9 protein-coding genes are annotated in these 14139 nt (G+C 60.6%); 3 read left to right on the top strand and 6 right to left on the bottom strand.

Annotation, left to right across the window (positions count from 1 at the left end):
• Positions 1 to 54: 54 nt before the first annotated feature.
• Positions 55 to 447, bottom strand: coding sequence for a DUF2946 family protein (locus tag C4S68_RS04930; RefSeq protein WP_103931839.1), 393 nt, complete (start codon positions 445 to 447; stop codon positions 55 to 57).
• A gap of 137 nt (positions 448 to 584) precedes the next feature.
• Positions 585 to 1658, bottom strand: a complete 1074-nt coding sequence (locus tag C4S68_RS04925; protein WP_103931838.1) for an amidohydrolase family protein — start codon at positions 1656 to 1658, stop codon at positions 585 to 587.
• 111 nt (positions 1659 to 1769) lie between these two features.
• On the opposite strand from C4S68_RS04925, the gene C4S68_RS04920 reads away from it, so the two are divergent.
• Positions 1770 to 3083, top strand: a complete 1314-nt coding sequence (locus tag C4S68_RS04920; protein WP_103931837.1) for a D-tagatose-bisphosphate aldolase, class II, non-catalytic subunit — start codon at positions 1770 to 1772, stop codon at positions 3081 to 3083.
• Between the two features lie 6 nt (positions 3084 to 3089).
• Here the strand turns inward: C4S68_RS04920 and agaR are convergent, their stop codons facing one another.
• The 4 genes from agaR to C4S68_RS04900 all read right to left on the bottom strand — a co-directional run bounded on the left by agaR (position 3090) and on the right by C4S68_RS04900 (position 8131).
• A complete protein-coding gene (gene agaR / locus C4S68_RS04915) occupies positions 3090 to 3893 on the bottom strand; it encodes a transcriptional repressor AgaR (protein WP_235011356.1) in 804 nt (267 codons plus the stop codon).
• A gap of 32 nt (positions 3894 to 3925) precedes the next feature.
• On the bottom strand, positions 3926 to 4876 hold the full coding sequence (locus C4S68_RS04910) for a carbohydrate kinase family protein (protein WP_103931836.1): 951 nt from the start codon (positions 4874 to 4876) through the stop codon (positions 3926 to 3928).
• Between the two features lie 6 nt (positions 4877 to 4882).
• The gene (locus tag C4S68_RS04905) at positions 4883 to 5929 is read right to left on the bottom strand and encodes an SIS domain-containing protein (RefSeq protein ID WP_103931835.1); all 1047 of its coding nucleotides are present in this window, start codon (positions 5927 to 5929) and stop codon (positions 4883 to 4885) included.
• Positions 5930 to 6106: 177 nt separating this feature from the next.
• Entirely contained in the window at positions 6107 to 8131 is a 2025-nt protein-coding gene (locus C4S68_RS04900) for an alpha-galactosidase (protein WP_200821469.1), read from the bottom strand.
• 334 nt (positions 8132 to 8465) lie between these two features.
• Here C4S68_RS04900 and C4S68_RS04895 point away from each other — a divergent pair, with 334 nt between their 5' ends.
• Both C4S68_RS04895 and C4S68_RS04885 read left to right on the top strand, forming a co-directional pair.
• Positions 8466 to 12152, top strand: coding sequence for a TonB-dependent receptor (locus tag C4S68_RS04895; protein ID WP_160114994.1), 3687 nt, complete (start codon positions 8466 to 8468; stop codon positions 12150 to 12152).
• Between the two features lie 447 nt (positions 12153 to 12599).
• Complete coding sequence (locus C4S68_RS04885) at positions 12600 to 14066, top strand: right-handed parallel beta-helix repeat-containing protein (RefSeq protein ID WP_146072012.1); 1467 nt, start codon at positions 12600 to 12602, stop codon at positions 14064 to 14066.
• The last annotated feature ends 73 nt before the right edge of the window (positions 14067 to 14139 follow it).

The following is a 14139-nucleotide window of genomic DNA, read 5'->3' as shown; positions in this document are numbered from 1 at the left end:
TGCAGGGAGTCGCAAAGCGTGCAACCGCGAACGCGGCTGAACGGCTGACTGTCGCTATCGGGTGAAGGTAGGCGGGGGTCTGCTGAAGTGCCAGTAGGCCGGGGGCCTGCTGACGAAACGCCCGTACTCTGCGGGGATGAGAGCAGAGGTCGTTTCCTGTGGTTCCGGCATGCCTGCGGTGATCGCAGGTGTGGCCGAGTGCATTGCCACGCAGAGCGGGCAAAGATCAGAGTTGGACTGGGACGCCGCAGCAACCGCGTGCCCCTTGCCATGCGTCAGGCCGCCGAGATCACCGCGGTGACTGTGCGTATGGGCCGTCTGGACCATGAGGCCCAGGAACACCGCAAGAACGCCAAGCCACTTCCTCAGGCCAAGAGGCTGAGACACGCGTGGCGTGGTATTCGGATTGGAACGTTTGCGGGTCACGACGATTACAGTATGACGCATCTGCGCCGGTTTCGGACTCAGAACGCGACTTCCGAGAAGAACCTGCCCGGGGTCACGTCGGTTCGTAATCGAGGCGGAGGCGCGTCGATGCAGGGTCGCAGGCTGCCAGATTCCGCGCGCGCTGCGCTGATCAGCCTCTATCGCAGGTTGGGCAGCAGCTTCAATGCATTGTCGCGATAGATCTTCCGCAGCACGTCCTCGGGCAGGTGGACACCGTAGATATTCCAGCGTCCCTGTCGCGAGGCATGCGACGGATAATCGAAGTACTCGTCCGCAGTCTCGAGGAAGCGATAGTACAGACGGTACATCTCCACTTCGGGCAGAAGGTCGGTGCCGAAGAGGATTCGGTCTGCATACTTGATCAGAAAAGCGCGCGCCGAATAGGGCTGCCGGCCAAGCTCCGGCGTGCGCGCGCTGATGTCGAGCATCAGGTTGGGTAGCGCGTCCATCTGTTGCGCGAGGTATGCAAGGTCCTCGCCGCTCTCAGCGCAGTGCGCCCCTACGAAGGTGATCTCAGGGTGCCGGGCGATGACGCGATTTCGGGCTTCAAGAAGGTCGCGCTTGCCGATGGGTGAGCTGCTGAAGCCCCAGTCCGGATGGGCTGCGAGCTCCTCGTAGCGCTCGTTGTGCGCATCGATCGGTTCGAAGAATGCGCTGGGGTCGGCGGTGTGAAACATCACCGGCAGGCCAAGGCTGCCGCACTCCTCGAAGATCGGAGCGAAGCGCTCGTCATCGATGCGAAGCAGTGCGCCATTTGCGTCGCGCAGCACGAGCCCGAAGTCCTTCCAGAATTTGATGCCCACCGCGCCATGATCGACCAGCGCTCGCAACCGGTCGCGCGTGACGGCGACAAAGTCGGCGCGCTCATGGCCGTTCCAGTCCATCCAACCGATCGTGGAGAAGCGCTTTGCGGAGGCCTCGCGGAAGCGCTTCATCTGCGCATGCGCCTGCTCGCCGACCTGCATCGTGATGTTGACGATGTGCTCCACGCCGACCTCATCCATGATGCGGAGCACCTCTTCGGGATCGGTCGAATCGAGATGGTTGTGATAGTCGATCGCAGGGACGATCGGCTTCGCGATCTGAGTCTCGACCACCTTCAGCTGGGAGCGGGGATGGAAGTCGCTGATGGGAAGGTCGACCTGCGCCGTAGCGTTCACCAGGTCGACGAACATGTCCTTTTGCGGGGTGGTGGGGTGGGATTCGGACATGGCTGGGCCTCCTTGGGGTCGCAGGGCAATTCTGGTGCTCGTTTACTTTCGCTTAAGCTAATATTGTGTCGATAGTCTCGTCAAAGCGATAAATGCGAAAGGAAGCGAAATATGTCGACGCAGTTGCTGGAGCTTCTGGCAAACAGGGAGAAAGCTGGTCATTCTCGCGGGATCTATTCCGTGTGTTCGGCCCATCCGATGGTACTGCGCGCGTCGATGCAGCGGGCAATCGCGGACGGCTCTCCGTTGCTGGTCGAGGCGACCTGCAACCAGGTCAACCAGGAGGGCGGCTACACGGGGATGCGCCCGGCCGATTTTCGTGAGCTGGTGCACAGGATCGCAGAAGAGGAAGGGCTTGGTCTTGATCGGATCATTCTTGGCGGCGACCACCTCGGACCCAATCCATGGCGTCACCTCCCCGCCAACGAGGCGATGATCCGCGCCGAAGAGATGGTGCGGGAGTATGCTGCGGCTGGCTTCACCAAGCTTCATCTTGATGCGAGCATGGCGTGCGCCGATGACGTTATGACGCTGAGCAACGCAACGGTCGCCGAGCGGGCCGCGCAGTTGTGTCTTGCAGCAGAGGCCGCTGGCCTGCGGGAGCGCCCGGTGTACATCATCGGGACGGAGGTTCCGACGCCTGGTGGCGCCACGGAGAGCCTCGCAGAGCTTGCGGTGACCGATCCTGATGCCGCGCGGGAGACAGTGGAGGTGCATCGCCGGGTCTTTCATCGCCATGGTCTGGACGCAGCATGGGAGCGAGTGGTGGGGCTTGTCGTGCAGCCCGGCGTGGAGTTCAACCATGACAGCGTGGTGGGCTACGAACCTGAGCGGGCGCTGGGTCTCAAACAGTTGCTGCCCGAGTTCGGCGGCATGGTCTTTGAGGCGCATTCGACGGACTATCAGCGTCCCACGGCCTATGCAGCGCTGGTGCAGGACGGCTTTGCGATCCTCAAGGTTGGCCCGGCGCTTACGTTCGCGATGCGCGAGGCGCTCTTTGGGCTTGCGGCGATCGAGGACGAGCTGGTGGCAGCGGGGCAACGTTCGCGGTTGCTGGAGGTGATGGAGGAGGTCGAGCTCGCCTCGCCGAAGAACTGGCAAGGGCACTATCCCGGAGACTTCCTGCGACAGAGGCTGCTGCGTCGGTACAGCTACAGCGATCGCATCCGGTACTACTGGAACGAACCCGCGGCAGAGGTCGCGGTGAGCCGCTTGATGACGAACCTTGCTGCGATGCTGCTGCCTGAGACGCTGCTCAGCACATGGCTTCCGCTGGACTATGACGAGGTGCGGCGTGGCGCATTACGCGCGGAACCGATGGAGATCGTGCTTCGTCATATTCGGCGCGCGCTGGAGCCCTATGCCGAAGCCTGCTTTCCGGCAAGACAAGCGGTGCGCGAAGGCGAGCGTGTGCTCTGTGCCTGAATCGGCCTAGACCATGATGACTTCGACACCTGAGTTACGCAGCGTCTCGGCATCTTCCCGGGATATCTCGGTGTCGGTGATGACGGCGTGGATCGATGTGGGCGGGACGATGAGCGCAAGGCTGCGGTGAGAGAACTTGCTTGAGTCGCACACTGCGACTACGCGGCGGGCAGCCTGCACCATGGCGCGGTTCACGCGGGCCTCGAGGACGTTCGGTGTCGTGACTCCGATGGTGGGATCGAAACCGTCGACCCCGAGGAAGAGGATGTCGGCGTGAATCTCCTTGAGCAGATCTTCGGCCAGCGGTCCTACGAGAGAGAACGAGTTCTTTCGCAGCGTGCCACCGGTAAGGATGACATCGAAGTTGGTCGCAGCGAGTTCTCCTGCGATGTTGACCGCATTGGTGACGACGGTAAGCGAGGAGAACCGGCGCAGGGCACGCGCGACAGCCGTACTGGTGGTGCCGGAGTCCAGCAGCACACACTGGCCCTCCTTCACCATCGCCGCGGCGGCTTCAGCGATGCGCTGCTTCTCCTTGAGGCGCTGGTTCTCCTTCTCTTTGAGGGAAGGGTCCACCAGTGCGCCGGGCTGCGGGGAGAGGGCACCGCCATGGGTGCGCTGCAGCAGGCCGCGGGCTTCGAGGTGATCCAGATCCTTGCGGATCGTGATGCGTGAGATGCCGAGCGCGTCGGAGAGCTCCGACACAAGCACGCGGCCCTCACGCTGTATCAGCGCCAGTACGTGCTGGCGGCGCTCTTCGATGAGCATGGGATTCGCCCCAGGCTGCGATTTCGTCTTGCGAGGCTTCATAGGCTCGTTCGCATCATAAATCGCGCGGCGCTCTACCTGACGGCCAAAGACGGAAGATGTTCGCTGAGGAACGCCTCGCGCAAAGCTGTGTCGCGAAACGCTTCTGTGCCTCCAGGACGCAAGGTAGAGAGCGCCGCTGTGGCGTTGCCCATCTCCGCACACACGGCAGGAGGAAGACCCTGGAGGTAGCCGGAGAGGAAGCCAGCATTGAAGCTATCGCCGGCGCCGATGGTGTCGACGGGAGTCACGCTGAGCGCGGGCACGGTCCAGCGCTCCTTACCACGAGCCACGAGCGCACCTCGCTTTCCGCACTTGATCGCGACCAGCGGCACCTGCGCGGCGAGGCGCTCGAGCGCCTCCTCTACGTTGTCGCAGTCGGTCATGCGGCAGGCTTCGGAGTCGTTGGGGAGCAGGATGTCCAGCAACGGGAGCAGGTCGGGAAGGGGACCATCCCAGCGATCTTCGGGGTCGTCGTTGGTATCGAGGGAGAGCGTCAGGCCGGCCTTCTTGAGGCTGCGAAAGAGGTCCGCGATCCCAGGCCATAGCCCGCGCTGCAGGAACAGGGAAGAGAGATGGAAGTGCCGTGCGGTGGAGAGATAGTCGACGTCGATCTCGTCGGTCGTCATGGTGGCCATCACGCCGGGATAGGTGAGGATGCGGCGGCGCGCTCCATGCGCGAGCAGCACCGTCACCCCGGTCTGCTCGCCAGCGGGAGCCTTTACGACGTGGGAGAGATCGATGGTGGTCTCACGCAGGCGATCGAGTGCAAGACCGCCAAGGGCGTCTTCGCCGACCTTGGTGACAAACGCAACCCGCGCGCCTAGAACCGCCAGGTTGTAGGCGAGGATCGAGGAGGAACTGCCGAGCGTGCAGGTAAAGTCGGACGCGAGGAGCTCGCGTTCCGTGACCAGGTCCTCGTTGAGGCCATAGAGGACGAGGTCGAGATTCAGTTCTCCAGCGATCGAGATATCAAAGGCGGCCATGAACCCTCAGAGCGTGACCACGCGGGTCAGGTTGGTCGGATTGTCAGGATCGAGGCCCTTGCTGAGCCCGTGGTAGCTCCCGAGCAGCTGGCCCCAGACCACAAACAGCACGGTGCGGGCCAGCTCGGGAACCGGTACATCCAGTTCGATGAGCAGATCGGCTGTCTCGCGCAGCTGCGGCGAGGCGGAGTTGGTGACGGCGTAGATGGCGGCGCCGAGTTTCTTCATCTCCAGCAGGACGGGCTCCTCGGTGGCGTAGCCGGACTCTGAGAGCAGGCCGCCGATGAGCGTTGCCGGGCTGGCAACGGACTTTGGCCCATGCCGGAACTCGAGGGTGTGGAAGTACTGGGCATAGCTGGAGGAGGACTCCATGACCTTCAGTGCCGTCTCACATGCGATGGCGAACAGCGGGCCCTGGCCGAGGAAGACGAAGTCGTCGAAGCGGCGCTGGGCGAAGGCCTGTACGGCTGGGACGTAGCGTTTGAGCAGCTTCTCGAGAGCTTCAGGAAGCGCGTTGAGTGCGGCCAGAAAGGCACCATCCTTGGCAAACCATGCCGCCATGTACTGCAGGCCCAACAGCATGCTGGTGAAGGATGAGGTCATGACGGTGCTGCTTTCGTCTACGGGCAGACGGAGGACGCGCGGCGTCATCTCCGCCAGCTCTCGGCCATCGCAGGTAACGGCGAGGAACTCCACGCCCTCCTGCTTCAGGTATTCCGCGACCTTCAGCACTTCCGAGGTGTGTCCCGAGCGCGAGATGAGCACCGGGAAGTAGCGGCGGGCTCCACGAGGAAAGCTGAGTTGCGGCTGCAAGAGGATTTCCGATGCCGGAAGGGCCCTTGTGGGCTGCTGCAGAAGGACGGTGAAGCTGGCAGCCGCGGCCTGGGCAAGGTAATAACTCGTGCCGCAACCGATGAAGACCCATTCGACCTGCAGCGGGGAGTGCCCCGCTGTAAGCGCGGACAGATCCATTTGCTCAAGCTCGGCAAGCGAGCGTTCCCACACCGCGGGTTGGTTGAGGATCTCGCGTAGGGTCTTCGGGGCCTGCTGCATGATTTCGTGGTTCCTTTCCAGGGACAGCGACGGATGGACTCTTCCAGTCTATCGCTGCGAAGGAGTCGATTTGCGTCTATACGTAATATATCGAAACTAAACGTAAGTAAAAAGTCAAATCTCAGTCCGAAAGTGAGAGACCCGCGCGGGCGGCGTGTTGGGCCGCCGCCGGCTGCTTCATTTGCCGACGGGTATGGCTTCGAGGTTGAGCACTTCGAAGGGCTGGAGTGCGAAGGTATGCGTCTCTGCAGCGCGGAGGCGGATGGATGCGGTTGTGCCATCAGCCTTCCATGGGCTCTTGAGGAGGTAGACCTGTGGTGCGCCCGAAGGGAGTTCGAAGGTACTGCTGAGGACCAGCTGAAGGGACTGCGGTTTGTCGCTGGGGTTGCGCAGGGTGAGGATGCCCTTCTTTGGTGACCACGATGCCCATCCGTAGACCTGCAGCCATGCGGGATCGCCACCGACCCAGTGCGTGTCTTTCAGGGTCTCCGCATTGGAGCGCGACCACTTCGCGGCTTCGGCGAGATCATCCCAGTTCTGTTGCGTCAGCAAAGAGGGGGTGATGTACATCTCCTGCAACTGGGTGCCGGTGCCGAAGTAGGAGTGGATCTCGTTGCGGAAGTCGCCGCCAGGATCGTCGTCGAGATGCTTGCGATGCTGCGCGTAGATCATGCCGTGCAGCATGAGCGAGTTCAGCGGATAGAGCGGGCCACCCTGCACGATGCGCTGGTAGGTGTCGGCGTCGCGATAGGTGATCCAGCGCTCGCGGCAGGTGCCGACTCCGGCGAAGTTATCGTCCCACCCACCGCGCCAGATCGAGTCGGCACGCATGAGCCAGAAGGGGGAAGGCCACGTGCCGGTGGTGAGGTTGATGAAGATGTCGGGCTTGACTGCGCGGATCTCAGAGATGAGATGGATCGCAGCGTCGAAGTCGCTGTCGAAGCGGCTGCCCTTGAAGACCGAGTCGGCGTTGCCGGTGCCATCGAATTTGAACTGGTTGACGCCATACTTCGAGATCATCTCGAGGCAGACATCGCGGAAGGCGTCATAGTACTTCGGACCGGAGAGAGCATAGCCGTTGCTTACGATCTCGTAGCCGGCTGCCTTGCCAAACTCGATGCGCTCCTGCTTGGGCTTCGAATAGCCGCCCCATGGCGACATCCAGACGCCGGGGTCGGCGCCGTATTTTTCGGCAGCGCTGCGGACGTTGGCGAATCCCTGCGGAAAGCCGGTGTTGAACTTCCACAGCGAACGATGGTCATCCCAGCCATCGTCGAAGAGGTAGCTGTCGAGTTTGACGCCGCGCTTCTCGCTCAGTTCGCGCCCGAACGTGTTCACGCGATCGAGCGCACCCTTCTCGTCGTAGGGGGTGAAGTAGCCGAGATCGTACCAGGAGTTGTAGTGCAGGAAGGTGCGATAGGGATGGGCCCGCTCGCGCTCGACGTACGCGAGGAAGTCGCGCCGCATCTGCCCGCTGCGCGCCACGCCAATCACGGAGGAATAGGTGATTGTGTGGCTGGCCTGCAGAGGAAGCTCGCGCTCCATCCACGCAGTGGCGTTGCCGGAGGTTACCTTGCTCTTCGACATCGGGTGCTCGAAGCCCAGAAAGAAATCGCCGGCAATGATGGGCGAACCTTCGACTGAGCCCACGACGGAAGCGTCTTTCAACGGGAGATCGATGAGCTCGACGCGGCTGATCGGAGCATCCTGCGCGCCTGCCGTGATGGTGAGAATCTGCCTGACGTAGTTTGAGCCATCGCGCAGGACCACGCGCCAGGTGCCCGTCAGCGAACCGTCAGCGGTCTTCCAGGGCAGCTCGATGGCAACACCGGAAGAGCGCTCCGCGAGTCCTGAGGCATCGGGCACGGCCTGCAACTCCTCGCGATGCAGCGGTCCGGTGATGACGATATCCGAGGCGTCGAAGATCGCGCCATCCTTCATCAGGATGGCGAAGGGCGAGGCCTCCGTGATCGTGCGACGCGTGAGCTTGTCGGTCACGTTGAGGGCGCCGACCCTGGAGACCGCGGCGGACCAGGTTGCCTCGATGGCTTCGTTACCGAGTTCAAACCGCGATGCCGACACCGAGGCCACGGGGTGACCTGGCTCCAGCAGCAAGGATGCCGACTTTGCGGACAAGGCCGGCAGGAACAACGCGATGACAGAACAGGTGAGGGCAGAAGCGCGACGGCGGATGTACCGCATGAGTTGACTCCTTTGCATCATCAGCGGACCCACGAGGAGGACGCGTAGTTCTTAAAGCGAAAGATAAAGACAGTAATCGAAATGTACTCGAGACGGAGTGCGGGCGGCAATGTCCGGTACCGAATTTTCCGGTGGAAGTGGGGAATCGGCTGAGCGAGAGCCCGGGGGAATCCATTGAATTTCGTACGATTTCCGCTCAATCGAAACTTCCGTTTATTTTCTTTTATTGACTCTATGCATTCCTTTGTGCTTTTCTTTGCTCACGCATCACAGCTCAGCTCCAGGGTTTCTGGACGATATTTTCCCAACTTCGATGAAGAAAGTGGACAGCACCATGCGCTTGCGACTCCATCACCGGCATTTGATTCTCCTGGCCTCGGCACTCTTCTCCTCGGCGGCCTCCCACGCGCAGTCGGGAGCCGGTCGAGTCCAGGGCACCGTACATGATCCTGCAGGAAACGCGGTCCCGCACGCCGCGGTGGCCATCACCAGCATCGACCGCGGCGAAGAGACGGATGTAACGAGCGACGGAAAGGGCCTCTTTGTCGCTCCTCCGCTTCCGATCGGGAACTACAGCATCAAGGTGTCGTCCCCGGGCTTTGCCACGTGGGAGGGACATCTGACGCTGCGTGTCGACCAGGTGGTTGACCTTGAGCCGAAGCTCACCGTGGGGAGCGACACGCAGCAGATTACGGTGGAAGGCGACATCTCGCCTCTCGTGGACAATGAGAACCAGACCATCGGATCAACGCTGGACTACAAGCGTATCCAGTCGTTGCCGGAGAACCTTCGTTCGGTTGGTAACCTCATCCAGCTGACGACGCCGGGCATCACCGGAAGCGAATCGTTGTTTGGAAGCTCGCAGTTCAAGGCGAACGGCATCAATGCGAACGGCTTTGAGTTCGTGCAGGATGGAGCGTCGCTCGCCAACCAGGACTACGGCGGGCAATCGCAAGGCTTGCCTGATCCGGACACGATTGGCGAGGTGAAGGTCGAGACCTCAAACTCTTCCGCGAAGTTCAACCGCCCCGCAACCGCCGTTCTCTCGACCAAGGCGGGAACGAACCGCTTCAGCGGGTCGCTGTTCGAGACGATGCGCAACAACTCGTTCGGCATCGCGAAGAATCGGCAGGACACGTTTACCACTGCGCCCAAGCTCATTCGCAACGAGTTCGGAGCTTCTCTCGGTGGCCCGGTCATCATTCCCAAGCTCTACAACGGGCACGATCATACGTTCTTCTTCGTGGCCTTTGAGGGGATCGAACAGCGCCAGGCATCGACCCTGCTGACGTATGTTCCAACCGATGCCATGCGTGGTGGCGATTTCAGCGGGCTGGTTGCGGCGAATGGCAACGCGTACACGATCTACGATCCTGCCACCAGCACCGTGGCGTGGACGCGCACGGCGTTTCCCAACAACCAGATTCCCGTTGGCCGTGAAGCTCCGCTGACCAAGGCTGTTTATGCCATCATGCCGCACGCGAGCAATGCGAACAATCCGCTGGTACAGGCGAACCTGAATCAGCTTACGCCGAAGAATGACAGCGGCCGCACATTGACGGCGCGCGTCGACCATCACTTCAGCGATGCGGACTCGGCGTTCTTCCGCTACACCTATAACAACTCCCGGCCGTATGCGTATGGGTCTTCGAACTATGGTCCGATGCCCACGAACCTCGAGGCCAATGTGACCTTCGATCCCGTCAAGGCCGATAGCGGATCGCTGACGTGGAACCATGTCTTTTCGCCGCGTTTCTTCGTCGAGTCGCTGCTCTCGGATGCTTACGAGAGCGACCAGATCTATACCGGACCCAACCCCAACGTGGATTATGCAGCGCAGTTCGGCCTGCCGAGCATCGGTGCGCTGGGATTTCCGAACATCTACGGTATCGGCTTCATGCCGTATGGCTTCGGGCGCAATGACAACACGCGCAAGAACTCCCAGAACATTGCTGTATGGGACGAAAACTTCAGCTACGTGAAGGGCAAGCACATCCTTCAGTTCGGCAGCCGGTATCGGCATGAGCGCACGTGGATCCTGGTCGATCAGAATCCTACGCCGTCGCAGGTGAACTTCAGTTCACTGGGAACGGGGCTGCTGAATCCGACGACGGTAGCCTCCGCTGCCTATTCGGCGGTGGGATACACAGGGAACACGAATGCCTCGTTCTTCCTGGGCGACGCACAGTACTACCAGGTGAGCCAGCTGCAGCAGTGGTACCACTTCCGCAACCAGGAGATTGCCACTTACTTCCAGGATGACTGGAAGGTGACGCCGAAGCTTACATTGAACCTCGGCCTGCGCTGGGAGATGCATCCGGCGCTGCATGAGGCACAAGGTCTCTTTGGTGGCTATGACTTCAAGAACCAGGCAGTGATTACTGGACCTTCCCTGCAGACGTTGTATGCGGAGGGAAGAACAAGCGCTCCCGTCGTTGCGAACTTTACCAGCATCGGCGCAAACTTCGAATCCGCTGCGGACGCTGGACTTCCAATGAGCCTGGTCTATGGCAACTATCACGACTTCGCTCCTCGGGTGGGCTTTGCGTATCAGCTCTTCGGCGGCAAGCAGCAGACGGTGATTCGCGGAGGGTATGGGACGTATATCTATCCGCCGCCAACGCGCAACTTCTACGCCGAGACCCGGCAGAATCCCCCGTATCAGGCTACGTTCCAGGAGAGCTACACGAACGCCAACCAGGCGCCCGATGGCCTTCCGAACTACATGCTGCGGGCTCCGCAGACGGTGATTGCGGGCTACAACAGCTCGAGCGTCGTGAGCCTGAATTCGCCTACGGCGGTGACGCGGGGGTCGTTCGGCATCTCGGGGCTGGATCCACACTATCCTTCGACCTTCGTGAACCAGTGGAACGTTACGGTTGAGCATTCCATGCCGTTCAGCTCTGCGGTTCGCGCGACGTATCTCGGCAACCATGGCTCGAATCTCGAGCAGTACTGGGAGTATGACGATTCGCCTTCCAGCTATGTATGGTTCGAGAACACGAATGGCCAGGCGCTGCCCACAGGAACGTATGCCAATGTCGGAACGAAGCCTTACCCGACACTGCCGTATGGCTACATCGAGACCCAGCGGAAGACGGGCTACTCGAACGACAACCAGATGCAGCTCGAATATCAGCGTTTGAACAAGAACGGTTGGGGTTTCCAGGTGTTCTACGTTCTCTCGAATGCGTTCCGCAACGGAGGCAATGGATGGCGCGACTCTGCCTATGAGCCGGCCAGCTACTTCCTCAATGGAGCAGCGCCTGCGGACAGCGCAGCATCGAACCGTTGGCAGAACTACGTCCGCGATCTCACCATCCCGCAGCATGAGATTCGCTGGAACTGGCTCGTGGATCTTCCTGTCGGGCGGAACAAACACTTCTTCTCGGGCGCGAACAGAGTTGTGGATGAGATCATCGGAGGCTGGCAGGTTTCCAGCACGGGTCATATGCTCAGCCAGCGGTTTACGCCCAGCACGGGCTACTACGAACCGACGACGTTGAAGCTGTACAAGAACACCACGGTCACGAACTGTCTCTCGGGTGTCTGCCAGGCGAATCGACTGTGGTTCAACGGGTACATCGATGCCAACAAGATCAATACAGCTGCGGGCGTCACAGGCGTGCCGACGGGCTACACGCCCTTCAACGGACCGCTGATTCGCACTCCGGCAGACGGTGGTTCGAAGAGCGATCCGAACTACAACTACTACGACACCAACACCGTCTTCCTCACGCTGGCGGGGAGCTCCACACCTACGCCGGTTACCTACAATCCAGACATCGCACCGACTCGCGCGATGAGCGTGCAGGGGCCCTTCAACTGGAACATGGATGCCTCGCTGTTCAAGGTGTTCCCGATCCACGAGCGAATTGCCCTGCGCGTCAACGCGGATTTCTTCAATGTGCTGAACATCCAGGGCACAAACAACCCAAGCACAACCACGGGACTGATCGCCTTCACCAGCTCTTACTGGACGGCGCGTCAACTACAACTGACGGCGAGACTGAACTTCTAATCGCAGTCTGAAACGGCAAGGGGATGGGCTATGGCCCATCCCCTTGCGTAAAGGAAGATGCCAGGGATGAAGCGTTCTCTGATTCCGTTGGCGGGTATCGCCATCTTTGCGACTCCGCAACTATGGGCACAGCAGAAGGTTTATGTTGGACCGCAAGGTGCGGGCGTTCAATGTACGGAACGGCAACCGTGTTCTCTGCAGGAGGCACAACGGAGGGCGAGCAGTCTTTCGGCAAGTGGAGATGTTGTTGTTGTGCTTGCGGGAGGCGACTACCGGTTACATCAGCCACTTCTATTTTCGCAACGAGACTCAGGCCAGAATGGTCACAGCATCCGCTGGATCGGTGATCCTGCCGGATCGAACCTTGAAGGGTCGATCCGCATCGGTCACTGGCATCGGGTTGCTGGGAAGCGCAACCTCTGGGCGGCGCCGCTGCCGGAGGGGGCGGTGAGTCTTCAGCTCTTCGTCAATGGTGTGCGAGCCGTGCGGGCACGTCATGCGGGATGCAAGGCTCCTAAAGAATGTCACTATACGGCCGATGGACTCGGCGGTGCTGCCGAAGCCCTCAAGGGCGTAGCTCATCCTGAAGAGGTCGTCGCAGTCACGGGAGTTCGCTGGCGTGATTTTCATTGTCGAGTCGCGTCGGTGCATGGCGCAGACCTCGTGATGGCCGAGCCATGCTGGCATAACACTGTCGTCGATTCAGTAAAGAATGGCTGGTCGAACGCGAGTCCAAAGGGAAAGCCGTTCAAAGGCATCGACTGGTTCGAGAACGCGTACGAGTTCCTTGGCGAGCCTGGGCAGTTCTATATCGATCGCCATCGGGGAATGATCTTCTATACACCGCGCCCTAACGAGAGGATGGATACGGCGGACGTTGAGCTGCCAGTTGTCGAGCACCTGATTGTCATCGCAGGTTCACCCGCGGATCGAGTGCATGATCTCAGCTTCGAGAACATGGGCTTTCGCTATACCACCTGGCTCTACTCCCATGATGATGGCTATGTACCTCTGCAGGCTGGATACCTTGTGACGGGACAGCGCAAAGACCTGCCGCACAACGGTGAAGGTATGTTGCGCATTCCTGCTGCGGTTGAAGTCTATGGAGGCGATCGAATCCACTTCAATAGTGACGATTTCCACGCGCTGGGTGCTGCTGGGATCGCTCTCGTCAGCGGCACGAGTAACTCTTCGGTGGAACTGAGCCGATTCGAAGATCTTTCCGGTGGGGCAGTCTTTGTGGGTGATACCGATGCGCATCCGACAAGGTCTGAAGAGCGGAGCGCGAACAATGTGATTCGCCGCAATACGATTACGCATATCGCTGCGGAGTATCGCGACAACGTCGGGATCATGGCCGGCTTCAACGACGGTCTCTCGATCGCCCACAACACACTTTCGGAGATGCCTTATACGGGGATCTCGGCCGGCTGGGGCTGGGACTACGAAGGCCCCGATGATGTGCAGCGCGATGTACATATCCGCGCCAATCGCATCTCGCGCTTTATGCTGACGCTACATGACGGTGGAGCGATCTACACGCAGGCCCAGTCGCCGGGCTCGGATGTGACAGCGAACTACATCAGCTATCTCGGCGGCGATAACGGGAACGGCATTTACCTTGATGAGCGCACCCGCAAGTACGAGGTGTGCGGCAACGTCGTGTGGGACCGGCCGGAGAAGATGCAGGAAGGGCAATGGATATCGGCGTGGTCCTCGTGGAGCGGTGACCTCGATATTCACGGCAACTGGGCAAACGACCCGCACACTGCGCTGCATAATCCCGGACCGACAAAGAAGTTCTATGACAACCATCTTGCGTTGACCACATTGCCCGCGGAGGCGCAGGCCGTGGTCGATTCTTCCGGCGCGACTGGGCATGATAATCCGTCGCTGCCGTGCAGCAGAAATTGAGGCCGAAGGCGTGCTTAGGAAAATGACTGGACCGTTGTTGGGATTGGCTGTCGTGATGCTGGCGGCAGGTCTC

It is taken from the genome of Bryocella elongata, from assembly GCF_900108185.1.
Lineage (GTDB): Bacteria > Acidobacteriota > Terriglobia > Terriglobales > Acidobacteriaceae > Granulicella > Granulicella elongata.
The sequence above is the reverse complement of the archived record's forward strand: the minus strand, read 5'-3'. Positions and strand labels throughout refer to the sequence as shown.

Excerpts from the sequence above, each read along its gene's own strand:
- C4S68_RS04930 (WP_103931839.1), bottom strand. The coding sequence starts at position 447 with ATGCGTCATACTGTAATCGTCGTGACCCGCAAACGTTCCAATCCGAAT.
- C4S68_RS04925 (WP_103931838.1), bottom strand. The coding sequence starts at position 1,658 with ATGTCCGAATCCCACCCCACCACCCCGCAAAAGGACATGTTCGTCGAC.
- C4S68_RS04920 (WP_103931837.1), top strand. The coding sequence starts at position 1,770 with ATGTCGACGCAGTTGCTGGAGCTTCTGGCAAACAGGGAGAAAGCTGGT.
- agaR (WP_235011356.1), bottom strand. The coding sequence starts at position 3,893 with ATGAAGCCTCGCAAGACGAAATCGCAGCCTGGGGCGAATCCCATGCTC.
- C4S68_RS04910 (WP_103931836.1), bottom strand. The coding sequence starts at position 4,876 with ATGGCCGCCTTTGATATCTCGATCGCTGGAGAACTGAATCTCGACCTC.
- C4S68_RS04905 (WP_103931835.1), bottom strand. The coding sequence starts at position 5,929 with ATGCAGCAGGCCCCGAAGACCCTACGCGAGATCCTCAACCAACCCGCG.
- C4S68_RS04900 (WP_200821469.1), bottom strand. The coding sequence starts at position 8,131 with ATGCGGTACATCCGCCGTCGCGCTTCTGCCCTCACCTGTTCTGTCATC.
- C4S68_RS04895 (WP_160114994.1), top strand. The coding sequence starts at position 8,466 with ATGCGCTTGCGACTCCATCACCGGCATTTGATTCTCCTGGCCTCGGCA.